The 21173-nt window shown below is 71.9% G+C and carries 23 protein-coding genes and 1 tRNA gene; 17 read left to right on the forward strand and 7 right to left on the reverse strand.

The annotated features are described in order from the left end of the window. Nucleotides 1-61: 61 nt before the first annotated feature. Nucleotides 62-1057 (reverse strand): Lrp/AsnC family transcriptional regulator, encoded by a 996-nt coding sequence (locus ACFUNE_RS29840; protein WP_383574432.1) that lies wholly within the window; start codon nt 1055-1057, stop codon nt 62-64. A gap of 483 nt (nt 1058-1540) precedes the next feature. Here ACFUNE_RS29840 and ACFUNE_RS29845 point away from each other — a divergent pair, with 483 nt between their 5' ends. Next, entirely contained in the window at nt 1541-3139 is a 1599-nt protein-coding gene (locus ACFUNE_RS29845) for an MFS transporter (RefSeq protein ID WP_383574692.1), read from the forward strand. Here ACFUNE_RS29845 and ACFUNE_RS29850 read toward each other — a convergent pair. Beyond that, nucleotides 3136-3753: a 5-formyltetrahydrofolate cyclo-ligase gene (locus ACFUNE_RS29850; protein WP_383574434.1), complete on the reverse strand. Its 618-nt coding sequence runs from the start codon at nt 3751-3753 to the stop codon at nt 3136-3138. The genes ACFUNE_RS29845 and ACFUNE_RS29850 overlap by 4 nt on opposite strands. Nucleotides 3754-3858: 105 nt before the next feature. Between ACFUNE_RS29850 and galU the strand changes: the two genes are divergently transcribed. From galU to ACFUNE_RS29895, 9 genes are all read left to right on the forward strand, one after another. Further along, nucleotides 3859-4761, forward strand: a complete 903-nt coding sequence (gene galU / locus ACFUNE_RS29855) for a UTP--glucose-1-phosphate uridylyltransferase GalU (RefSeq protein WP_383574436.1) — start codon at nt 3859-3861, stop codon at nt 4759-4761. Between the two features lie 4 nt (nt 4762-4765). Further along, nucleotides 4766-6091 carry a gephyrin-like molybdotransferase Glp gene (gene glp / locus ACFUNE_RS29860; protein ID WP_383574438.1) on the forward strand — a complete coding sequence of 442 codons (1326 nt, stop codon included), beginning with the start codon at nt 4766-4768 and terminating at the stop codon, nt 6089-6091. A 125-nt stretch (nt 6092-6216) separates the two neighbouring features. Further along, the gene (gene moaC, locus ACFUNE_RS29865) at nt 6217-6717 is read left to right on the forward strand and encodes a cyclic pyranopterin monophosphate synthase MoaC (protein ID WP_383574440.1); all 501 of its coding nucleotides are present in this window, start codon (nt 6217-6219) and stop codon (nt 6715-6717) included. Then, nucleotides 6714-7226 carry a molybdenum cofactor biosynthesis protein B gene (locus ACFUNE_RS29870; RefSeq protein WP_383574442.1) on the forward strand — a complete coding sequence of 171 codons (513 nt, stop codon included), beginning with the start codon at nt 6714-6716 and terminating at the stop codon, nt 7224-7226. The genes moaC and ACFUNE_RS29870 overlap by 4 nt, the downstream gene beginning before the upstream one ends. 17 nt (nt 7227-7243) lie before the next feature. Next, complete coding sequence (locus tag ACFUNE_RS29875; protein WP_383574444.1) at nt 7244-7873, forward strand: GNAT family N-acetyltransferase; 630 nt, start codon at nt 7244-7246, stop codon at nt 7871-7873. A gap of 124 nt (nt 7874-7997) precedes the next feature. After that, on the forward strand, nt 7998-9158 hold the full coding sequence (gene glpR / locus ACFUNE_RS29880; RefSeq protein ID WP_383574446.1) for a gephyrin-like molybdotransferase receptor GlpR: 1161 nt from the start codon (nt 7998-8000) through the stop codon (nt 9156-9158). 87 nt (nt 9159-9245) lie between these two features. Then, a tRNA-Ala gene (locus ACFUNE_RS29885) sits at nt 9246-9319 on the forward strand. A 193-nt stretch (nt 9320-9512) separates the two neighbouring features. Next, a complete protein-coding gene (locus ACFUNE_RS29890; RefSeq protein WP_383574448.1) occupies nt 9513-10397 on the forward strand; it encodes a hypothetical protein in 885 nt (294 codons plus the stop codon). A gap of 404 nt (nt 10398-10801) precedes the next feature. Then, a complete protein-coding gene (locus tag ACFUNE_RS29895; RefSeq protein WP_383574450.1) occupies nt 10802-11740 on the forward strand; it encodes a MarR family transcriptional regulator in 939 nt (312 codons plus the stop codon). Between the two features lie 13 nt (nt 11741-11753). Here ACFUNE_RS29895 and ACFUNE_RS29900 read toward each other — a convergent pair whose 3' ends face one another. Then, on the reverse strand, nt 11754-11957 hold the full coding sequence (locus tag ACFUNE_RS29900; protein WP_383574452.1) for a DUF397 domain-containing protein: 204 nt from the start codon (nt 11955-11957) through the stop codon (nt 11754-11756). Next, complete coding sequence (locus ACFUNE_RS29905; RefSeq protein ID WP_383574454.1) at nt 11954-12796, reverse strand: Scr1 family TA system antitoxin-like transcriptional regulator; 843 nt, start codon at nt 12794-12796, stop codon at nt 11954-11956. Before ACFUNE_RS29905 ends, ACFUNE_RS29900 begins: the two co-directional genes overlap by 4 nt. Nucleotides 12797-13006: 210 nt before the next feature. Between ACFUNE_RS29905 and ACFUNE_RS29910 the strand changes: the two genes are divergently transcribed. Both ACFUNE_RS29910 and ACFUNE_RS29915 read left to right on the forward strand, forming a co-directional pair. After that, entirely contained in the window at nt 13007-13441 is a 435-nt protein-coding gene (locus ACFUNE_RS29910; protein ID WP_383574456.1) for an ATP-binding protein, read from the forward strand. Between the two features lie 137 nt (nt 13442-13578). Then, nucleotides 13579-14364 carry an SAM-dependent methyltransferase gene (locus ACFUNE_RS29915; RefSeq protein WP_383574458.1) on the forward strand — a complete coding sequence of 262 codons (786 nt, stop codon included), beginning with the start codon at nt 13579-13581 and terminating at the stop codon, nt 14362-14364. An 18-nt stretch (nt 14365-14382) separates the two neighbouring features. Here ACFUNE_RS29915 and ACFUNE_RS29920 read toward each other — a convergent pair whose 3' ends face one another. Further along, nucleotides 14383-14871 carry a GNAT family N-acetyltransferase gene (locus ACFUNE_RS29920; RefSeq protein WP_383574460.1) on the reverse strand — a complete coding sequence of 163 codons (489 nt, stop codon included), beginning with the start codon at nt 14869-14871 and terminating at the stop codon, nt 14383-14385. Between the two features lie 50 nt (nt 14872-14921). On the opposite strand from ACFUNE_RS29920, the gene ACFUNE_RS29925 reads away from it, so the two are divergent. Further along, nucleotides 14922-15737, forward strand: coding sequence for an exodeoxyribonuclease III (locus ACFUNE_RS29925; protein ID WP_383574462.1), 816 nt, complete (start codon nt 14922-14924; stop codon nt 15735-15737). Between the two features lie 184 nt (nt 15738-15921). Here ACFUNE_RS29925 and ACFUNE_RS29930 read toward each other — a convergent pair whose 3' ends face one another. Together ACFUNE_RS29930 and ACFUNE_RS29935 are read right to left on the reverse strand one after the other, a co-directional pair. Further along, nucleotides 15922-16296, reverse strand: a complete 375-nt coding sequence (locus ACFUNE_RS29930) for a VOC family protein (protein WP_383574464.1) — start codon at nt 16294-16296, stop codon at nt 15922-15924. Between the two features lie 135 nt (nt 16297-16431). Then, on the reverse strand, nt 16432-17079 hold the full coding sequence (locus tag ACFUNE_RS29935) for a MerR family transcriptional regulator (protein WP_383574694.1): 648 nt from the start codon (nt 17077-17079) through the stop codon (nt 16432-16434). A 169-nt stretch (nt 17080-17248) separates the two neighbouring features. On the opposite strand from ACFUNE_RS29935, the gene ACFUNE_RS29940 reads away from it, so the two are divergent. The 4 genes from ACFUNE_RS29940 to ACFUNE_RS29955 all read left to right on the forward strand — a co-directional run bounded on the left by ACFUNE_RS29940 (nt 17249) and on the right by ACFUNE_RS29955 (nt 20935). Then, nucleotides 17249-18769 (forward strand): flavin-containing monooxygenase, encoded by a 1521-nt coding sequence (locus ACFUNE_RS29940; protein ID WP_383574466.1) that lies wholly within the window; start codon nt 17249-17251, stop codon nt 18767-18769. Further along, the gene (locus ACFUNE_RS29945) at nt 18766-19716 is read left to right on the forward strand and encodes an alpha/beta fold hydrolase (protein ID WP_383574468.1); all 951 of its coding nucleotides are present in this window, start codon (nt 18766-18768) and stop codon (nt 19714-19716) included. The genes ACFUNE_RS29940 and ACFUNE_RS29945 overlap by 4 nt, the downstream gene beginning before the upstream one ends. After that, a complete protein-coding gene (locus tag ACFUNE_RS29950; RefSeq protein ID WP_383574470.1) occupies nt 19713-20597 on the forward strand; it encodes an SDR family oxidoreductase in 885 nt (294 codons plus the stop codon). The genes ACFUNE_RS29945 and ACFUNE_RS29950 overlap by 4 nt, the downstream gene beginning before the upstream one ends. An 86-nt stretch (nt 20598-20683) precedes the next feature. Beyond that, nucleotides 20684-20935: a hypothetical protein gene (locus ACFUNE_RS29955; protein ID WP_383574472.1), complete on the forward strand. Its 252-nt coding sequence runs from the start codon at nt 20684-20686 to the stop codon at nt 20933-20935. Nucleotides 20936-21173 lie beyond the last annotated feature (238 nt).

A 21173-nucleotide genomic window follows, 5' to 3' on the forward strand; every position in this document is an offset into this window, starting at 1 on the left:
GGCCGCCCACCCCCGCGCAGGGGTGGGCGGCCCGTCGCCGCCCGTCGTCGTGCCGGGTCTCTCACCCCGCGCCCGGGTAATGCACCAGCCGCCCCTGGGTGACGAGGGAAGCCGCCTGCTTGAGATGGCGTACGCGGATGCTGACCGTGTAGGCGTCGACGCCCGTGATCGCGGCGAGGCTCGTCGTCACGTAGCGGTAGAAGTCCTGCGCATCGGTGCAGATGACGATGGCCATGAGGTTGTGCTCTCCCGCCAGGGCGCCGGCGAAGGCGACTTCCGGGTGGTGGACCAGGGCGGAGCCGACCTGATGGAGGTGGGCGGGTGCCGTTCGCAGCCACAGGGTGGCCTGGAGGTTCCAGCCCAGGCGCTGGGACAGCAGGTCGACGTCGTAGTAGAGGGTTCCGGCCTCCTCCAGGTTCTCCAGGCGGCGCCCGACGCGGTTCGTGGACCAGCCGGTGAGCTGTGCCAGCCGGGCATGGCTTGCGCGGCCGTCCTCCGCGAGCGCGGCCAGCAACGGCAGGTCCTCCTCCCTCGGCGGGACCGGTGGGACGCCCGGTCGGCGCTCGGACCGCGGGTCGTGCGCGGTCAGCAGCGCGACCGCCTCCGCGCTCAACGGTGGACCGAAGCCCGTCCAGTGGGCCCAGGGCGCGGAGAAGGAGTGCAGCATCAGGGCCATGTCGACGCCGAGCACTCCGGAGGAACGCTGGAGACGGCGGGGCAGCAGGTCCGGGCCGCGGTCCTCGGCGATCGGTGCGTTGAGGGTGCAGATGATCTCGGCACCGCCGGAGGCGAGGTGTGAGTAGGACACGTCGGGCCGGCGGGTCAGCGCCTCCGCGATCGCGTCGACCCGGTCCGGACGGCACGTGATGCGGGCGACCCAGGTGGCCTGGCCGTGGACCGCCGGGTTCACCAGGCCCATCACGCGCACCACGCCCCGGCGCCGCAGTGCCTGGAAGCGCCGTGCCACCGTCTGCTCGGACACTCCCGCGACCTCGCCGATCAAGCGGAACGGGGCCCGGGGCGCGATCTGGAGGGAGTGGAGGATTCGGGTGTCCACGGCATCGACCATGGAGTGAATATCTCCCGGTAGGGCCTCTGATGCCAGTTCCATGCGCTCGGACGGAGGCGGGAGGGTGGTTCCGTCGCCCTCTGCCGGAGACTGGTCAAGGAATCAGGTGCGGCCGGACCGCCGCGCGCGGGCCCGGCTCTTCTCGCCACCCCGAGGCGCGGGAGCGCTCGGGGCCCGGGTCGCCGTCCTGACGACCGGACCGATTCCGACCGGACGGACCACCGCGCACGCCCGTGAAGGCGCGCGGTGAGGCCGTCGGGACAGCTGTGCCCGCACGCCCGTGCGGACACAGGGGGCCCGGCGGTCCGGCCCACGCGAAGAAGTCGCCGGGCGGCCGTCCACGCAGCCACATGCTCAGAAGGAGCTCTCCACGTGTCCCACAGCAGTCCGGCCGCCGTGCCCGGCCAGACCACCGTGTCCGGTCGCCAGGCGTCCCCGCCGCCGGTCTCCCACCGGCGCGCCACCATCCTCATGGCCTGCCTGGGGGTCTTCGTCGCCTACCTGCCGGTGACGACGGTGTCGGTGAGCCTCCCGGCGATCCAGCAGGCGCTGGGCGCCTCGACCTCCGAACTCTCCTGGGTCTCGGACGCGTTCGTCCTGCCCATGGCGGCGTTCATCCTGACGGCGGGGGTGTTCGGTGACGTCCACGGCCGGAAGAAGGTCTTCCTCGCCGGTCTCCTGCTGACGGCCGCCGGGGCGGCCACCGCGCTGAGCGCCGGCACCGTGCAGGTCGTGTGGATCGGCCAGGCGCTGTCGGGCCTCGGCGCCGCGGCCCTCCTGCCGACGACCCTCGCCCTCATCAGTCACGCGGTGCCCGACTTCAGGGAGCGGGGCAAGTACATCGGCATATGGGCGATGTGCCTGCTCGGTGCGCTCGCCGTCGGCGGGGTCCTGGCCGGCACCGTCGTGTCCCGCACCGAGTGGCGCTGGATCTTCGTGGCGCCCATTCCCGTCGCGCTGATCGCCTTCGCCATCGCCGTACGGATGCTCGCGGACTCGCGGGCACCGCACGGGCGGCGTCTCGACTGGCCCGGCCAGATCACCGCCGCACTCGCGATCACCGGCCTCGTCTACGGCGTCATCGAGGGCGGAGCCGGTTCCTTCGGTGACCCCCAGGTCCTGGCGGCGCTCGCCGTGGCCGTGGTCAGCGGCGTGCTGTTCGTGCTCGTCGAGCGCCGCTCCGCGAGCCCCATGCTCGACCTGTCGCTGTTCCGCAGCCCGGGCTTCGCCGCGACCACCCTCGTGGCGATGGTGATGTTCATGGCCATGATCGGGTTCTTCTTCGTCCTGAGCCTGTACTTCGGGATGGTGCAGCACCTCGACACCCTCGACGCGGCCTGGCGGATGCTGCTGGTGACCGGGTCGGCCCTCGTCGTCAGCGGTCCGGCCGGCCGGCTCATGCACCGGCTCTCCACGCGGGGCATGATCACCGTCGGCCTGCTCATGGTGACGGCCTCGCTGCTGTTCCTGCTGGGCGCGGAGGCCGACACGTCCTTCGGGTCGCTGTCGTGGCGGCTGGTCCTGCTCGGCCTCGGCATGGGCCTGGTCACCACGCCCATGACGGCGACGGCCGTCGGTTCCGTACCGCACCAGCTCGCGGGCATGGCCGCCGCCGGGAACAACGCCTTCCGGCAGGTCGGCGGCGCCCTCGGCCCGGCTGTCCTCGGGGCCCTGCTCACCAGCCGCGCCGCTGACGCCCTGCCCGGCCACCTCGCCGACGCCGGGGTCTCGGGCGCGACGAGTGCCCGCGTCGCGGAGGCCGTGGGGGCGAACGGTCTCGGCGGCGCCGGCGGAGTGCCGCTGGGCGCGGAAGCGGGCCGGGTGTGGGCCGCCGTCGGTGATTCCTTCCTCGACGGCATGCGCCTGTGCCTGATCGTCGCCGCGGCGCTGACCTTCCTGGCCGCCGTACTCGCCTTCGTCCTCCTGCGGGCCCCGCGCACGGCCGAGGCGCCCGCCGGACAGGCGGTACCGCAGGGTGGCGTGAGTCCCTCCGCCGCCCACGACGGGGCCGACGCGGGAGCCGCTGCCGCTGCCGCCGCCGGTCCGGAACGCTCGGGCGCAGGCGTCTAGGGGCCGGCCGGGTCGGCGCTCCCCGCCCCGCTCCCGCGCGGGAGGCGGCGCGCTCCGGCCGGTGTGACCACGGCGTCCACGGGGTGGTCGTGCGGTTCCTCGGGAACCCGTGCGACCACCTCGTCGTCGTACAGCAGGACGACGAGGGCGGGGTGGGCGCCGGCCGCCGCCAGCCGGGCCAGCACCCGGTCGTAGCTGCCCCCGCCGCGTCCCAGGCGCATCCCGCGCCCGTCCACGGCGAGTCCCGGCAGCAGGACCGCGTCCGCTTCCAGGACCGCCCGCGGCCCCAGACGCGCGCCGTCCGGTTCCAGCAGCCCCCGGCCGGCGGGCACGAGGTGCTCCGCGCCTTCGAACACCGCCCAGTCCAGGTCGTTGTCCTCCATGAGCACCGGCAGCAGCACGCGTACGCCCCGTGCCCGCAGGGCGTCCAGGAGGGCGTGGGTCCCTGGTTCGCGGCCGACGGACACGTAGGCCGCCACGGTCCGCGCACCGGTCAGCTCGGGAAGATCTCCGGCGGCCGAGGCGAGAACCGCGGCGGCCTTCCTGACGTCCTCCGGGGTGAGGAGCCGTCGTGCGGCGAGCAGTTCGCGCCGTAGGCGTGACTTTCGGGACATGTCATCGTTCAACGGGTGCTCGCATAGTTCTTTTATGTGGATGTATGAGAACGAAGTTAACCGGACGCTCATCTTCCGCCCATTAGCACCGGTTAGAGTCTCCGCATGACTCAGTCGCGCCCCAGGATCAGCAAAGCTGTCATTCCAGCTGCAGGTCTCGGCACCCGGTTCCTGCCGGCCACCAAGGCCACTCCCAAAGAGATGCTGCCTGTCGTCGACAAGCCCGCCATCCAGTATGTCGTCGAGGAAGCGGTCGCGGCCGGTCTCTCCGACGTACTGATGATCACCGGTCGCAACAAGCGTCCCCTCGAGGACCACTTCGACCGGAACTACGAGCTGGAGTCCGCGCTGACCCGCAAGGGAGACGCCGAACGGCTCTCCAAGGTCCAGGAGTCCAGCGACCTGGCCACCATGCACTACGTACGCCAGGGCGACCCGCGGGGTCTGGGCCACGCCGTCCTGTGCGCCGCGCCGCACGTCGGTGACCAGCCGTTCGCCGTCCTCCTCGGTGACGACCTGATCGACCCGCGTGATCCGCTGCTCGCCAGGATGGTCGAGGTCCAGGAGCGCGAGGGCGGCAGCGTCGTCGCGCTGATGGAGGTCGACCCCTCGCAGATCCACATGTACGGCTGCGCGGCCACCGAGGCGACGAACGACAGCGACGTCGTCCGGGTCACCGGGCTCGTGGAGAAGCCCGATCAGGCCGAGGCGCCCAGCAATCTCGCCGTCATCGGCCGCTACGTCCTGGACCCCGCGGTCTTCGGCATACTGAGCAGGACCGAGCCCGGCCGCGGCGGCGAGATCCAGCTCACCGACGCCCTCCAGCTGCTGGCCGAGGACGAGAAGATCGGCGGCCCGGTGCACGGAGTCGTCTTCAAGGGCCGCCGCTATGACACCGGTGACCGCGGTGACTACCTGCGTGCCATTGTCAGACTCGCGTGCGAACGTGAAGACCTGGGACCGGACTTCCGGACCTGGCTCCGCAGTTACGTCACCGAGGAGTTGTAAGAGCTTGAGCAGCACGATCTGGTCGGTCGACGAGCACCTGGACGACATCCTCGCCGCGGTGAGGCCGCTCGAACCCATCGAGCTGCAACTGCCCGACGCCCAGGGCTGCGTCCTGGTCGAGGACGTCGTGGTGGAGGTCGCCCTGCCGCCCTTCGACAACAGCTCGATGGACGGATACGCCGTCCGGATCTCCGATGTCGAGGGTGCCAGCGAGGAGTTCCCCGCCGTCCTCACCGTCATCGGTGACGTCGCGGCGGGCGACGGGGGCCTCCCTGACGGGCGTTCCGTGGGACCGGGCGAGGCCGCGCGCATCATGACCGGTGCGCCGCTGCCCGCGGGTGCCGAGGCGGTCGTCCCGGTCGAATGGACCGACGGCGGCACGGGCGGCGGTCCGGCCGCAGCCATGCGGGCCCACAGCGACGCCCCTGAGGGGGCGAGCGGCGAGGTCCGTGTCCACCGCCCGGTCAAGCCCCGCGCACATGTCCGGGCCATGGGCAGCGACGTGAAGCCGGGAGACCTGGCGCTGCGCGCGGGTTCGGTCGTCGGCCCGCCGCAGATCGGGCTGCTCGCAGCGATCGGCCGGTCGACGGTGCGGGTGCGGCCCCGTCCGCGCGTCGTCGTGCTGTCCACCGGCAGCGAGCTGGTCCAGCCCGGCGAGGAGCTGACCGCCGGCCGGATCTACGACTCCAACAGCTTCGCGCTGACGGCCGCCGCCCGGGACGCGGGTGCGATCGCCTACCGCGTCCCCGCGGTCGCCGATGACGCGGAGACGCTGCGGGCCACGATCGAGGACCAGCTGATCCGCGCGGACATCGTCGTCACCACGGGCGGTGTCAGCGTCGGCGCGTACGACGTCGTCAAGGAGGCCCTGTCCTCCGTGCGCGACGAGTCCGCCGGTGACGAGGACGGCGCCGGCAGCGGCGTCGACTTCCGCAAGCTCGCCATGCAGCCGGGCAAGCCGCAGGGTTTCGGTGCGATCGGCCCCGACCACACGCCGCTGCTGGCGCTGCCCGGCAATCCGGTCTCCTCGTACGTCTCGTTCGAGCTGTTCGTCCGGCCGGCGATCCTCACCCTGATGGGTCTCGAGGACGTCCACCGTCCGAAGGTGCGGGCCACCCTCAGCACCGACAGGGCGCTCGCCTCGCCGTCCGGCAAGCGGCAGTTCCTGCGCGGTACGTACGACGCCGAGGCGGGCACCGTGACTCCTGTCGGGGGAGCCGGATCGCATCTGATCGCCGCCCTCGCCCAGGCGGACGCGCTGATCGTGCTGCCCGAGGACGTCACCTCCGCGGAGCCCGGCACGGAGGCCGACGTGATCCTCCTCCGCTGACTTGCCCGCGGTGGCGGTACGGTATCTGGCGCTGTGCCTTACCGGGGGAAGCCCCCCGGGCCCCTCGGCCCGCGCCTCGGTGCGGACGTGCGGGCAACCGGCGCCCTACCGCTAGGCGGAGTGAGTTGAGTACGCAGAACAGGCTGACGCACATCGACGAGGCGGGCGCGGCCCGCATGGTCGACGTGTCGGAGAAGGAAGTCACGACCCGTGTGGCCCGGGCGAGCGGCCGGGTCCTCGTGTCACCGCGTGTCGTCGAGCTCCTCAGGGGCGAGGGTGTCCCCAAGGGTGACGCCCTTGCCACCGCCCGGATCGCCGGGATCATGGGGGCCAAGCGCACCCCGGACCTGATCCCGCTCTGCCACCCGCTGGCCGTCTCGGGCGTGAAGGTCGATCTGAGCGTCGCGGACGACGCGGTGGAGATCCTGGCCACCGTGAAGACGACGGACCGTACGGGCGTCGAGATGGAGGCCCTGACCGCGGTCTCGGTCGCCGCGCTCACGGTGATCGACATGATCAAGGCCGTGGACAAGAGCGCGGTGATCACGGACGTCAGGGTCGAGGCGAAGTCGGGCGGCAAGTCCGGCGACTACCGGCGCCCCGCACCGGAGGGGGCGGACGCATGAGCACGTCCGGCACCGGCGCCTACCGCGCCCTCGTCGTGACCGCCTCCAACCGTGCTTCCGCCGGGGTGTACGCCGACAGGGGCGGCCCGCTCATCGCCGAGGCCCTCACCGGTCTCGGATTCACCGTCGAGGGCCCGCAGGTCGTGCCCGACGGTGATCCGGTGGAGGCCGCCCTGCGGGCCGGCGCGGAAGCGGGCTACGACGTGATCGTCACCACCGGCGGGACGGGCATCTCGCCCACCGACCGCACCCCCGAGGCCACCCGTCGTGTCCTGGACCGCGAGATCCCGGGCATCGCCGAGGCGATCCGCGCCGAAGGCCGGGACAAGGTCCCCACCGCCGCGCTCTCCCGGGGTCTCGCGGGCATCGCGGACCGCACTCTCATCGTGAACCTGCCGGGTTCGACCGGCGGTGTGCGCGACGGACTGGCGGTCCTGAGCAGACTCCTGGTGCACGCCGTCGACCAGCTGCGCGGCGGAGACCACCCCCGACCGGGGAGCCCGAGCTGAACGTCCGGACCTGGCCGGTGATCCTGACCGACGGCGCCGTCACCCTCCGCCCGATAAAGCTCCGCGACCAGAGCATGTGGCGCGAGGTCAACCGGCGTAACCGCGACTGGCTGCGCCCCTGGGAGGCGACCGTCCCGCCGCCCGCCCCCGGCGGCCCGGTGGCCCAGCGCCCGACCTACCGCCAGATGATCCGGCACCTGCGCGCCGAGGCGAACGCGGGCCGGATGCTGCCCTTCGCCATCGAGTACGAGGGGCGTCTCGTCGGCCAGTTGACGGTGGCCGGCATCACCTGGGGGTCGATGTGCTCGGGTCACGTCGGCTACTGGGTCGACCGGAGCGTGGCGGGCCGGGGCGTGATGCCGACCGCGGTGGCGCTCGCTGTCGACCACTGCTTCCGGACGGTCGGGCTGCACCGGATCGAGGTGTGCATTCGGCCCGAGAACGCCCCCAGCCGCAGGGTCGTGGAGAAACTCGGATTCCGCGCGGAAGGACTGCGCCCGCGCTATCTGCACATCGACGGTGCGTGGCGGGACCATCTGATCTTCGCCCTCACCGCGGAGGAGGTCCCCGACGGGCTGCTGCGGCGTTGGCGCAGGGTGCGGCCGAGTGCGCCGGGCGCGTCGAGCACGCCCGGAGAAATAAAATAAGTGTTCGAATTTGATCGCTCTCTGGTGGTAATCGGCCTCACTTTCGTCGACTGTTGACCCGAACAATCACAAAAAAAGTCCGTCATATCAGCCTGATCGTGCGACACACCGGGCCAATTGGCGGATGCTGCCGTGCAAACCCCTCTACGGTGTGAGCGTGAGCAGCAGCGGCCTGATCTACGCAGTCATTGTCGGGGCCTGGGCCGCCTACTTGGTGCCGATGTGGCTCCGCAGGCAGGACGAGCTCAACGAGGCCCGTCCTACGGAACGCTTCAGCACCGCCATCCGGCTGCTGTCCGGACGGGCGGCAATGGAGCGCCGTTACGCCAGGGAGCTGCGGGAGCGGGATGCCGAGGAGGCGCCTGGCGACGTCGACCCGGATGCCGTCACGGACCGAATGGAGTCCGTCGACGTCCGGGCCTTTTCCGCGCCCCCGGCACATACGGAAGCGCGGTTGCGCGGCCCGGCGCACGACCGGCCGGACCAGGAGCGCCCGCGCGAGCGGCAGGCCCGCCCCGCGCCCGCCCGGCGGGAGACCCGACGGCCTTCCGGCGCGGAGTCCGAGCGCGAGCGGCGGCGCCGCTCGCAGGTCCTGGCCCGCCGCCGGCGTACCACCACGGTCCTCTTCATGGCGTTCACGCTCGGCGCGGTCGTCGCGGCGGTGGGCGGGCTCCGCTTCCTGTGGGCGCCCGCCGTCCCGGCCCTGATGCTGAGTGCGTACATCGTGCATCTGCGGGGTCAGGAGCGCCGCCGGTTCGTCTTCACCATGGACCGGCGCCGGGCCGAGGTGGCCGCGCAGCGGCTGCGCGAGAACCGCCCCCGCAGGCACCAGCCCGCGTCCTCGGCGTCCGCCGAGCCCGACGAGGAGTCCGAAGCGCCGGCCCCCGCTCCCACGGTCTCCCCGCAGGAGGCCGGCCGCCGCGCCCTCGTCGAGCAGACGGACCACGCGGAATGGGTCGACCAGCAGCGCGAGCGCGGCCCGGCCCAGGGCGACAGCTGGGAGCCCGTGCCGGTCCCGCTGCCGACCTATGTCACCGCCCCCGTCGCTCCGCGCGCCACGGGCGGGGTCGAGGTCGGCGACCCGGAGACCTGGAGCGCGGCCCGCTCCAGCCCTGCCGAGCCCACCCGCACGGGGACCCGTGACCCCCAGGACACGGCCACCCCCGACGCGGACCCGGCCCCGCGCCGCCGCGGAACCCCGCCGAGGCGCAACCGCGACCGCGGCCGGACGCCCCTCTTCGACCAGTACGACGACGAGGACCGGCCGCGCGCCGCCAACGAGTGAGACCGGCGGCGAACCCGACTCGGTGACCTGCCGGGATACGGATTTCCGAGCACCCCGATGAGGGTGCTAGAGTTTCACTCGTTGCAAGGGCCTGTGGCGCAGTCTGGTAGCGCACCTCGTTCGCATCGAGGGGGTCTGGGGTTCAAATCCCCACAGGTCCACCGCACACACGAGATCCCGTCCGATCGCAAGATCGGGCGGGATCTCGTCGTTCGAGTTCCTGTCTGCGTGAGGGTCGGTCTGCGGGCCGCCGGGAGGCAGGCTCCTGCGGTCTCGGGATGTGTCGATCTTCAGTTGAGAGCGGGGCGAGACCGTCAACTTGAACTTCAACCCCGCTCGGTAGGGTCGGCCGGTATGTCCGAGGAACCCGGTGGCGCGCCCTTCCGCATCCCCGCGGAGTTCGTCCGCTACGCCGTTGCGCTGGAGCCCGCCGAGGTCGGGCACGGTCACGTGGCCGGTTGGCTCACCGGGGAGGACGCCGTACGCCTCGCCTTTCTGCGGCGGTGCGACCTGCGGGAGCGCGCGGGGGACTTCGAGGTGATCGCGGAGCTGGAGCCTTCCGCGCCCGGACTCTCCGTCCTGTGCCGCCGGCTGTCGGACGGGGCCGCCGAGGCCGGGCGGGTCTGGGCGTACCTGGCCCTGAGCTGGGCCGGTTCGCGCACCGATGGGCAGCGCGGCCGACTGCTCGGTGAGTTGGCGGCGAGCGGGGACGCCGATGCCGCGCGCCTGGCGGCCGGTCCCGACCGGGAGGGGGCGCGCCGGCTGGCCGCCGGGCGGCGGGAGTTCCTCCTCGACCGTGCCGCCTCCGGGCAGGGCATGAACTGGCGGAGCGACTCCGCGCTGCTGGGGACCGACCGGCCCGAAGAGGTCGACGCGGCGTTCGACCGGGGCGAGGAGCTCGTCGGGGTCGCGGTGATCGGCCTGGCGCTGCAGCACCCCGACGCGGAAGCCATCCTGCCGAGGGTGGCCCGGGCGCTGGAATCGGAGGATGCCCGACTGCGCCCCCAGAGCCGTGTCGCGCTCGCCCATGTCGCCCGGCTGCACGGCACCGTGGACCGCCGCTGCCTGGAGCTCCTGAGGTCCCACCCCCGGGGCAACGAGGCGGACGACGACCTCTGGGGTTACGTCCCGCACCGACGGCTGCCGTGGTGGCTCTGGCGTCACCACCTCCGCGAGCGGCTGACCTGGCGCCTCCGTGAACAGCTGGCCTGGCACCTCCGCGACCGGTGGCGCCCCTGACCGGCAGCCCGACCGCTGCCGGGCCCCGACCCTCGACGTCCGGGCCCGAGCCCCGAGTCTCGACGCCCGAGCCCCGGGATGCGGGATCCGAGTCCCGGGGTGCCGGGTTCACACATTCGGGGGACACCGGCACCGCTCCGGTCCGGCGCTTGAGCTTCGGGGTTCGGGGGCCGTGACCCGAGGGTCGAGGGTCGAGCGATGTTGTTCATCCGGGAGGTGAAAGAAGGGGGTTGAAGAAACCCTTCCACCCTCCGCACCCCGTCACGGCCAGCAAGTATGACTAATCGTGACCAAGTTGCGGCGCAGAGTCGCGACTGCTTACGGTGCCCTCAACGCATCGACCCCGACGCGGTGTTAGAGCACCGGCCGGGGTCTCACCCCAAGATCAGAAACAGGCAGATCCCGTGGCTATCCAGCAGAGTAGCTCCGCCCCGAGCGCGCCCGCATCCTCGCGCCCCTACCGCCGGGCCCGCACCGGCTACGGCAAGCGATCCGCCCCTGAGCAACGCCCCTCCGCGCCGTCCGACTTCGCCCTGCTTCCGGCCCGGGAGCGGTACGTCGCCGGATACGTGGACCACCTGCCCGACGGGGCCGCGATGGACATCAAGTCCCTGGCCAAGGACCTTCCCCTGTACGGGCAGATGGCCATCGGTACCGCGCTCAGGGCGCTCGCCGTGGCCGGGCACCTCCGCCATGTGCGCTGCCGCGTCGAGAGCCTCGGTCAGAGCCGCTGGGTCACTCTCACCTACTGGTCCCGCACCGCCCGCGACAACGAGTGGTGGGCCCTGCACCTCGCGGGCGGGGGCTGCGAGGTGCCTGATCCGGAGGTCGTGGAGCTGGAAACCGTCGTCCCGGTCGTGCCCCAGCAGCGGGCGCAGGAGGCCCCGGAGCCCGTACCTGCCGGTCTGTCCCCCGCCTATCTCGCTCTCGCCCGGCTCGGCCGTGTGGAGCCGCGCCTGGCGCTCTCCGCCGCCGACTGCGCGGCACTGGAGACCCTGGCCGCGACCTGGTTCGCCCGAGGGGTGGACGCCGACTACTTCACCCGGGCCCTGACGTCCGGGCTGCCCGACCAGGTCGGTTCGCCCATCGGCCTCGTACGCCGCCGTCTCACCGACAAGGTGCCTGCGCGGCTGCCCGACGCCGCCCCCGCGACGGAGTCACCCGCGTCCGTGCTCCTGGTCGAATGCACCGAATGCGGGCGGCCCGGACCGCCCGGAGCGCTGCCCGACGGCCTCTGCCGCGCCTGCCGGCAGTCACCTCCCGCCGCGCCGGGCGAACCGGCCGCCGAGCGCGACATCGAGGCCCACATGCGCCTCCTCCGCGAGAAGCTCCGGATGCCCTGAGCGGGCCGCCGTCTCAGCCCCGCGCCGACATCTGCACGAACGCCGCCCACTGGTCCGGTCCGACAGTCAGGACCGGGCCGTCCGGACGCTTGGAGTCGCGGATGCGGACGGAGGCGGGGGTGGTGGTCACCTCGACGCAGTCACCACCGTTGCCCGCGCTGTAGCTGCTCTTGACCCACGCGGGCCCGCCGTCTCGTGACGCCGCTTCTGTGCTCATCGCTCTCCCCACAGCCTCTCGATGAAGGCCAGAGACTCCCTCGGGGTGAGTGCCTGGGCCCGGAGCACCCCGTAGGTCGATTCGAATGCGCTGACCTTCCTCGGTTCCGAGTGCAGCGTGCTCTGATCCTGCACCTCCATGTACGCCATCCTGCGCTGATCTCCGATGTGGAGCAACGTGAACGCCCCAGCCAGCCCTGCGTGTTCCTCGCGTTCGGTCGGCATGACCTGGATCTCGATGTTCCGTTCGTGGCCGTAGCGCAGGAGCTGCTCCAACTGGCCGCGCAGCACGGCCCGTCCGCCGAGAGGGCGGCGCAGGACCGTCTCCTCGATGACAAAACTCAGCAGCGGTGCGGGCCGTCTGGCGAAGAGCTTCTGTCGCTCCATTCGTGCGGCAACCCGCTGTTCCACTGTGTCGGCGTCCAGCAGCGGGCGCCACATCTCGAAGACGGCACGCGCGTACTCCTCCGTCTGCAACAGACCTTTCACCACGTGGCTGTCGTACGCGTGCAGTTGTGCCGCGTCTGCCTCCAGCCGGGCGTACTGGCGGAAGAACGACGGATACCGCGCCCGCTCCACCTCGCCCTTCATCGCCACCAGCACCCCCCGCCCGCCCACGGCCCGGTCCACCGCGTCGACCATCTCCGGCTTCGGGATGCGCCGTCCCTGCTCGACCGAGGCGATGTGCGCCTCGCCGTAGCCGACGCTCGTGCCCAGTTCCGCCTGGGTGAGTCCCGCGGCCTCACGCAGCAGTTTCACCTGGCGGCCGAAGCTGCGCAGGAACCCTGCTCCCGGGTCCACGGCGTCCTCGGCGGTACCGGTGGTCACCGCACCGTCCATGCTTCCTCGCTCCCGGTTCCCGCACTCCGTGGGCAGCAGGTTATGACCGCCCGGACCGGCCCGAGGCGGTTTCGTCCGCATGCCCGTCGTGCGGGTGACGCCGGGTGCCGCCCGTACAGCCCCGCCAGGCGGCGTACGCACCCCGACAGAGCATGGCCGTACGGGTGTTGTTGCTGGTCGGAGGCGTCCCCGGCACGCCATCTTCGACGTATGACCACCCTCGCGCCGCCCTCCGGCGACACCTTCGAGCTCCGCTTCTCCGCTACTCCTCGGGGTGCCCGGCTCGCCCGGCGGCTGGCCTCGCACCGCGTCCACGAGTGGGGCCACCGCTACGGCTCCGGGCTGAACGACTCCGTGAGCCTGGTCGTCGCCGAGCTCGCGGCCAACGCGGTCACGCACGGGCTGGTGCCCGGACGGGAGGCACTGCTCCGGCTGGTCCTGGTGACCGGCGTACGGGTCCGTGTCGAGGTGGCCGACACACGGGGGGAGCGGTGGCCCGAAGTCCGCGCCGGCTCGGCCGACGACGCCGAGGCAGGGCGGGGACTGGTGCTGGTCGGCGCGCTCGCCGAGGCGTGGGGCGCCGTGGATCGGGAGGGTGCGCCGGGCAAGACCGTGTGGGCCGAGGTCGAAGCCCCCTCCGCGTGAAGGGGCGGCCCCGCTCGGGGAAACCACCCGGTAACCTGGGCCGTCCTCGCTCACCCGCCCTTCCGGTGAACGCTGTTGAGGGGTGCGCAGGTCAGGTGCGGGTGTGCCTGTTCGTGGTTCCGTATGGAGGGCGTCCTGTGACAGCCGGTATACCCAGCTCCCGTGTCGATACCAGCAAGCCGCATCCGGCACGGGTCTACGACTGGTTGCTCGGCGGGAAGGACAACTACCCGGTCGATCAGGAGGTCGCCGAGAAGCTGCCCGCCGAGGCGCGGGCCAACGCGGCGCGGAACCGGGCCTTCATGCACCGCGCCTCCGCCTGGCTGGCCGGGCAGGGCGTCGATCAGTTCCTGGACATCGGCACCGGCATTCCCACCGCTCCGAACCTCCACCAGATCGTCCAGGCCGTCACCCCGCGTGCCAGGGTCGTCTACGCGGACAACGACCCCATCGTCCTGCGCCATGCCGAAGCGCTCCTTGTGAGCAGTCCCGAGGGTGCGACCGACTACATCCACGCGGACGTGCGGGAGCCGGAGGCGATTCTCGAAAGCGCGGCGGAGCTCCTGGACTTCGGGAGGCCCGTGGCGCTGTCCCTCATCGCGCTGATGCACTTCCTGCCCGACGAGCAGGATCCGTACGGAATCGTCCGCACGCTGGTCGAGGCGCTCCCGTCGGGGAGTCACCTGGTGCTGTCGCACGGGACCGCCGATCAGCACCCGGAGCTGAAGCAGGAGACGGAGTCCGCGTACAGGAAGGGCGCGATCTCGCTGCGGATGCGGACGCGCGCGGAGGTCGAGCCCTTCTTCGAAGGGCTGGAGTTCGTCGAGCCGGGACTGGTGACGGCGCCCGAGTGGTACCGGGAGGGGCCCGCACCGGTGTACGAGCGGAGCGGGTTCTACGTGGGTGTGGCGCGGGTGCCGTAGGGAGGGGGCGGCGGTGTCCTAGGAGGGCCCGGCCAGCGGCTTGGCCATGCAGATGCTGCTGTCGTAGGTCCGGTAGTGGCCGAACTTCGTGCAGGGCGTGTAGCCGCTCGACGTGTACAGCGCGATCGCCTCGGGCTGCTGGTCGCCCGTCTCCAGGACCATCCGCGTGCGGCCGGCCGCACGGGCGTCGGTCTCCAGAGCGGCGAGGATACGGCGCGCGAGGCCCCGGCCGCGGCCCTCGGCCATGACGAACATCCGCTTGATCTCGGCGTCGCCGTCCGAGTAGCCCTCGTCGTTCCTCTCCTGGCTGCGCCAGCCGCCGGTGGCCAGCGGGCGGCCCTGCTCGTCGTAGGCGAGCAGGTACAGACCGCGAGGCGGATCGAACATGGTGGGGTCGAGCGGTGTGACATCGCCCCCGTCGCCGTAGCGCTCGGCGTATTCGAGCTGCACCAGGTCGTTGAGTTTCACGGCGTCGGGGTGGTCGAAAGGCCGAGGCTGGATATTCATACGACATATGGTACAGGTATGCGAAGGGGTCGTGTAGGTACTGTACCTGGATGCTGACTGTTACCACCGTGAACGTGAACGGGCTCCGTGCCGCCGCGAAGAAGGGCTTCGTCGAGTGGCTGGGGCAGACCGGTGCCGATGTGATCTGCCTCCAGGAGGTCCGCGCCGAGGCGCAGCAGCTTCCTGAAGAGGTGCGCGACCCCGAGGGCTGGCACGTCGTGTACGCCCCGGCCGCGGCCAAGGGGCGTGCGGGGGTCGCCGTCTACACGCGGCGCGCGCCGGAGCGCGTCCAGACCGGGTTCGGCGGGTTCGAGGTCCCGGGGAGCGAGGAGTTCGACACCGCCGGGCGGTACGTCGAGGTGGACCTCCCGGGCGTGACGGTCGCGAGCCTCTATCTGCCCTCCGGTGAGGTCGGCACGGAGCGGCAGGAGGAGAAGGAGCGCTTCATGGCCGCCTTCCTGCCTTACCTCCAGGGGCTGAAGGCGCGGGCCGCCGCCGAGGGGCGCGAGGTCGTCGTGTGCGGCGACTGGAACATCGCCCACCAGGAGGCCGACCTCAAGAACTGGAAGGCCAACAAGAAGAACTCCGGCTTCCTCCCCGAGGAGCGGGAGTGGCTGACCCGGGTCCTCCAGGAGGCGGCGTACGTGGACGTGGTCCGGGCCATGTACCCGGAGCAGGAGGGCCCGTACTCCTGGTGGTCCTACCGCGGCCGGGCGTTCGACAACGACGCGGGCTGGCGGATCGACTACCAGATCGCGACCCCCGGCCTCGCCGGCCGTGCGGTGAAGGCGTGGGTGGAGCGTGCCGCCACGCACGGCGAGCGGTGGAGCGACCACGCGCCGGTGACGGTCACCTACGAGCGCTGAGGCCGCGCCGCCGGTCCCTGCGGGACGCCGGGGCCGCGCCCGTGCCCCGCTGCCCGCGAGCCGGGGCCGGGTCGATGGGGGTGCCGATGAGGGGTGCCGACGAGCGCCGCGAGCGGTCTCCCGGGGAACGCGTCGGGGTCTCGTCGGTCAGGCGCCGGTCGCCCGGCGCCTGACCGGGGATCGTTCAGTTGCCCGGGAGGAAGAGGCAGAACGGGTGGCCGTGGGGGTCGCGGAGGACCCGTACGCCCTCCTGGGGCTGGTGCTCCTCCAGTGTCGCGCCCAGGGCGCAGGCTCGCTCCGTCTCCGCGTCCAGGTCATCGACCTGCACATCCAGGTGCGCCTGCATCTGCTGGGTGCCCGGGCGTTGAGGCCAGACCGGTGGCGTGTGGTCGGTCTCGAGCTGGAAGCTGAGGCCGGGGCGCTCCTGCCCGGCGGCCCGCAGCCGGACCCACTCGGGCTCCCGTTCGACTTCCTGCCAGCCCAGCAGGGCGCGGTAGAAGTCGGCCAGTGCGGGTGGATCGGGAGTCCCGAGGACAAAGGCACCGAGCGTCGTCGTCATGCCCCCACCTTGCCCCGGTGCCCGCACCCCATGCGTCTGCCCGCACCGGGGAGGCCGGTACCGGTCGGGAGTGCTGAACGCCTCTGCGGGCCAGGGGCTCGTGCGCGTGGTCTCCGGTCCGCCCGCTGATCCGGATCACACGGCCGGGGAGTCCCCGTCCGTGGCCTTGTCGTCCCGCAGCCGGCGGTCCAGGGCCATGGAGAGCTCCGCGTCCACCACGGCCTGGGCCAGGGCGCGCAGTTGGTCCGGCCCGGTGTGTGCGGTGTGGGCGCGCAGGACCCGTGTGAAGAGGTCGGCGAGGGCGTCCGCGTGCTCGCGGACCTGGCGGCCGGCGGAGAGTACGGCGTCGAGCGGGACCCCTGCGCGCACCAGCTCGGAGGAGGCCTCCAGCAGGCGGCGGCTGATGTGGACGATCTCGTCGCCGTCGACGCCGAGGTAGCCCAGCTCCATGGACGCGGCGAGGTTCTCCGCCGTGGCCTGGTCCTGGAAGTAGTCGGCGAGCTGCTCGGGGGTGAGCCGGACCGGGGTCTCCTCGGTCGGTTCGCCCAGGCCCAGCACCTCGGCGACATCGCGGCCGCTGTCGAACGTGGCGGCGAGGTCGGCGATGCCGTTGAGGGTGTGGCCCCGCTCCAGCAGGCCGGTGACGGTCCGCAGCCGGGCCAGGTGGTGGTCGTCGTACCAGGCGATACGGCCCTCCCGGCGGGGTGGCTGGATCAGGCCGCGTTCCCGGTAGAAGCGCAGGGTGCGCACGGTGATGCCGGCCTCCCTGGCCAGCTCCTCCATGCGGTACTCACGGTGCTCGCGTCCTTCAGCCACACCCGCACCCTATGTTGTACCGCCGGTAACTTTCCTCGTCCCGACCCCTACCCATCAGTACGGAGCTGCTCTACCCTCCCAACAGTGCCAGTGATTGCTGGCAGAGTCGTGGCACGTACCGCGGGGAGGCGGCAGCATGGCCCAGCACGAGCACGTACGAGTGGCGGTGATCGGATCCGGATTCGGGGGCCTCGGAGCCGCGGTCCGGCTCCGTCGTGAAGGCATCACCGACTTCCTGGTCCTCGAACGGGCCGGAGCCGTGGGCGGCACCTGGCGGGACAACAGCTACCCGGGGTGTGCCTGCGACGTACCGTCCCACCTGTACTCGTTCTCGTTCGCGCCCAACCCCGACTGGCCGCGCACCTTCTCCGGGCAGCAGCACATCCGCGCCTACCTGGAGCACGTCGCCGACACCTTCGGGCTGCGTCCGCACATCAGGCTCAACCACGAAGTCACGGTCATGCGCTGGGACAACGACGAGCTGCACTGGGTGATCGAGACGGCGAACGGCTCGACGGTCACCGCCGACGCGGTCGTCTCCGCCACCGGCCCGCTCTCCGACCCCAAGCTGCCGGACATCCCCGGGCTCGCCGACTTCCCCGGCAAGGTCTTCCACTCCGCCCAGTGGGACCACGACTACGACCTGACCGGCAAGCGGGTCGCCGTCGTCGGCACGGGCGCCTCCGCGATCCAGATCGTCCCGGAGATCCAGCCGAAGGCCGGCCGGCTCACCCTGTTCCAGCGGACCCCGCCCTGGGTGATGCCGCGCATGGACCGTGCCATCAGCGGCGCCGAGAAGTGGCTGCACCGCGCGCTGCCGTTCACGGCCACCGCGCGCCGCGGACTCCTCTGGGGCATCAGGGAGTTGCAGGTCGGCGCCTTCACCAAGCACCCCAACCAGCTCGGGCTCGTCGAGACGATAGCCAAGTCCAACATGGCGCGGGCCATCAAGGACCCCGCGCTGCGGGCCAAGCTGACCCCCTCGTACCGCATCGGGTGCAAGCGCATCCTGCTCTCCAACGCCTACTACCCGGCGCTCGCCCAGCCGAATGTCGACGTGGTCGACTCCGGCCTCTCCGAGGTCAGGGGCTCCACCCTGGTCGGGTCGGACGGCACCGAGACCGAGGCCGACGTGATTGTCCTCGGCACCGGCTTCCACGTGACGGACATGCCGATCGCCACCCGCGTCGTCGGCGCCGACGGCATCACCCTCGCCGAGTCCTGGAAGGGCGAGATGCAGGCACTGCGCGGTGCGACCGCGGCCGGCTTCCCCAACTGGATGACGATCATCGGCCCCAACACGGGGCTCGGGAACTCCTCCATGATCCTGATGATCGAGTCCCAGCTGAACTACATGGCCGACTACATGCGTCAGCTGGACGTCCTCGGCGGGCGCGCCGCGCTCGACGCCCGTCCCGCGGCCGTCGGCGCATGGAACCAGCGGGTCCAGGACCGGATGAAGCGGACCGTCTGGAACACCGGCGGCTGCACCAGCTGGTACCTCGACGCCAACGGGCGCAACACCACGGTCTGGCCGGGGACGACGGCCGAATTCCGGCGTGCCGTGCGCTCGGTCGACCTGGGTGAGTACGACGTCATCCGTCCCCCCGTCACCCACTCCGCGGCGCAGGCCGTGACCGAGGAGGCCGCACGATGAGCCGACTGACGCACCTGGCCGTCACCCCGCCCGTGCCCGCGCAGGAACTGACCGTCGTCTCCGTCGACGGCTCACGTGTCCACGTCGAGGTGCACGGCCCGGAGGGCGCCCCGGCCGTGGTCCTGGCGCACGGCTGGACCTGCAACACCCGCTTCTGGGACGCGCAGGTGCGCGACCTGTCGGTGGACCACCGGGTCGTCGTCTACGACCAGCGGGGCCACGGCCGTTCCCCGGAGGCGGGGCCCGGCGGATACAGCACGCGTGCGCTGGCCGACGACCTGGAAGCGGTCCTGAGGGCCACCCTCGCGCCCGGGGAGAAGGCGGTGCTCGGCGGGCACTCCATGGGCGGGATGACGCTCATGGCGGCCGCCGGACGCGACGCGGTGCGGGAGCACGGGGCGGCCGTGCTGCTGTGCAGCACCGGCAGCTCGCGTCTGACGGCCGAGTCGCTGGTGCTGCCGATGCGGGCCGGTGCGCTCCGCACCCGGATGACCGCGGCGGTCCTGGGTGCCAGCGCACCCCTCGGGCCGGTCAACGGCGTGTCGAAGAGGATTCTCAGGTACGCGACGATGGGCCGTGGTTCGGCCCCGGATCGCGTGGACGCCTGTGCCAGGATCGTGCACGCGTGTCCCCGCAGGGCACGCGTCGCCTGGGGGCTCGTCCTCGCGGAGCTGGACCTGGAGGCCCGTCTTCGGGAGCTGCGGCTGCCCACCGCGGTCATCGCGGGCGCGGAGGACCGTCTGACGCCCCCCGTGCACGCGCGGGCCATCGAGGCGGCACTCCCGAACAGCCTCGGGCTCACCGAGCTGGCGGGCATGGGGCACATGACGCCGATCGAGGCGCCCGAGGCGGTCACGGCGAAGCTCCGCGAACTGGTGGCCGCGTACGTCACTGTGGAAGCTGCGGGCAGTACGGCGGCAGCCGTGAGCGAGGAGGAGGTCGCATGAGCGTCAGGCGGAGTCTCGAAGGACAGGTCGTCGTCGTCACGGGCGCGGCACGGGGAGTTGGCGAGCTCCTGGCCCGCAAGCTGTCGGCGCGGGGTGCCACGCTGGCGCTGGTCGGGCTGGAGCCGGACGAGCTGAAGAAGGTCTCGGAGCGGCTGCACTCTCCGAGCGACCACTGGCACGCCGACGTCACCGACCACGTGGCGATGGGCCGGGTCGCCGAAGAGGTAAAGGAGCGCTTCGGGAAGGTCGACATCGTCGTCGCCAACGCGGGCGTCGCCACCGGAGGGCCGCTCGTGGACTCCGATCCGGAGGCATGGCGACGGGTCGTGGAGGTGAACCTGATAGGCGGCGCGGTGACGGCGCGGGCCTTCCTGCCGGTGCTCATCGAGAGCCGTGGCTACTTCCTCCAGATAGCGTCGCTGGCCGCGATCACTCCGGCGCCGATGATGAGCGCGTACTGCGCCTCCAAGTCGGGGGTGGAGGCGTTCGCCCACTGTCTGCGCGGCGAGGTCGGCTACCGGGGCGTGAAGGTCGGCGTCGGCTACCTGTCCTGGACCGACACGGACATGGTGCGCGGTGCCGACGAGGACGACGTCATGCGGGAGTTGAGGCAGCGGCTGCCGTGGCCGACGAACCGCACCTACCCCCTGGGTCCGGCGGTCGACCGCATCGTGGCCGGGATCGAGCGGCGCTCCGCGCATGTGTACGCGCAGTGGTGGCTGCGGGGCATGCAGTCGATCCGGGGCTACCTGCCGATGGTGATAGGGGCCGTCGGGCAGCGTGAGATGAAGCGGTTCGGGCCCCGTCTGGACGGTGTGAGCAAGGGACTCGTGGGTGCCGGCGGTGAGGCGGACCAACAGGCCCGCACGCAGCGTCAATGATCGAAATGCGATGAATGTCCGGGTGTGTAAGTCTGAGCGAGGCCCCACCGGGGCCGACCCCACGCACCCACATAGGAGTGAACAGCATGGGCATCGCAGACCAGTTCAAGGACAAGGCGCAGGAGCTTGCCGACCAGGCCAAGCAGCAGAAGGCGGGCGGCAAGCAGGGCGAGGCGCGCGAGCGCTCCGCCGATGCGTCGCGTCGCGCCGGCGGCCAGGGCCCGGCCCAGGGTCAGGGCAAGGGTCAGGCCCAGGGCCAGGCCCAGGGCCGTCGGCCCGAGCCGCGGGACCGCGCGCAGGGCGGCCAGGACCGTCCGCGTGAGCGTTCTGAGCGCTGACGGCTGACGCCTCTGAGCGTCTGCGGTTGGTTGGGGCGTACCCGGGTGCCGGGTACGCCCCTTCTCGTGCGTGTGCGTGTGCGTGTGCGTGGCGTGTGTTCGTGGCGGTGCCGGTGGGCGGGTGCGGGGCGTACGTGGTGCGGTGCGGGACCTCGGGCTCCGCCCCGGACCCCGCTCCTCAATCGCCGGAGGGGCTTGATTCGGCTGGGCCGGAGGGGCTTGATCCGGCTGGGCCGGA

Source organism: Streptomyces sp. NPDC057287, from assembly GCF_042667905.1.
Classification (GTDB): Bacteria; Actinomycetota; Actinomycetes; order Streptomycetales; family Streptomycetaceae; genus Streptomyces.

Bases quoted from the DNA above. Each gene is read 5' to 3' on its own strand.
- ACFUNE_RS29845 (WP_383574692.1), top strand. From the start codon at position 1,541: ATGGCCTGCCTGGGGGTCTTCGTCGCCTACCTGCCGGTGACGACGGTG.
- ACFUNE_RS29850 (WP_383574434.1), bottom strand. From the start codon at position 3,753: ATGTCCCGAAAGTCACGCCTACGGCGCGAACTGCTCGCCGCACGACGG.
- galU (WP_383574436.1), top strand. From the start codon at position 3,859: ATGACTCAGTCGCGCCCCAGGATCAGCAAAGCTGTCATTCCAGCTGCA.
- ACFUNE_RS29870 (WP_383574442.1), top strand. From the start codon at position 6,714: ATGAGCACGTCCGGCACCGGCGCCTACCGCGCCCTCGTCGTGACCGCC.
- glpR (WP_383574446.1), top strand. From the start codon at position 7,998: ATGCTGCCGTGCAAACCCCTCTACGGTGTGAGCGTGAGCAGCAGCGGC.
- ACFUNE_RS29890 (WP_383574448.1), top strand. From the start codon at position 9,513: ATGTCCGAGGAACCCGGTGGCGCGCCCTTCCGCATCCCCGCGGAGTTC.
- ACFUNE_RS29900 (WP_383574452.1), bottom strand. From the start codon at position 11,957: ATGAGCACAGAAGCGGCGTCACGAGACGGCGGGCCCGCGTGGGTCAAG.
- ACFUNE_RS29905 (WP_383574454.1), bottom strand. From the start codon at position 12,796: ATGGACGGTGCGGTGACCACCGGTACCGCCGAGGACGCCGTGGACCCG.
- ACFUNE_RS29910 (WP_383574456.1), top strand. From the start codon at position 13,007: ATGACCACCCTCGCGCCGCCCTCCGGCGACACCTTCGAGCTCCGCTTC.
- ACFUNE_RS29920 (WP_383574460.1), bottom strand. From the start codon at position 14,871: ATGAATATCCAGCCTCGGCCTTTCGACCACCCCGACGCCGTGAAACTC.
- ACFUNE_RS29925 (WP_383574462.1), top strand. From the start codon at position 14,922: ATGCTGACTGTTACCACCGTGAACGTGAACGGGCTCCGTGCCGCCGCG.
- ACFUNE_RS29930 (WP_383574464.1), bottom strand. From the start codon at position 16,296: ATGACGACGACGCTCGGTGCCTTTGTCCTCGGGACTCCCGATCCACCC.
- ACFUNE_RS29935 (WP_383574694.1), bottom strand. From the start codon at position 17,079: ATGGAGGAGCTGGCCAGGGAGGCCGGCATCACCGTGCGCACCCTGCGC.
- ACFUNE_RS29940 (WP_383574466.1), top strand. From the start codon at position 17,249: ATGGCCCAGCACGAGCACGTACGAGTGGCGGTGATCGGATCCGGATTC.
- ACFUNE_RS29945 (WP_383574468.1), top strand. From the start codon at position 18,766: ATGAGCCGACTGACGCACCTGGCCGTCACCCCGCCCGTGCCCGCGCAG.
- ACFUNE_RS29950 (WP_383574470.1), top strand. From the start codon at position 19,713: ATGAGCGTCAGGCGGAGTCTCGAAGGACAGGTCGTCGTCGTCACGGGC.
- ACFUNE_RS29955 (WP_383574472.1), top strand. From the start codon at position 20,684: ATGGGCATCGCAGACCAGTTCAAGGACAAGGCGCAGGAGCTTGCCGAC.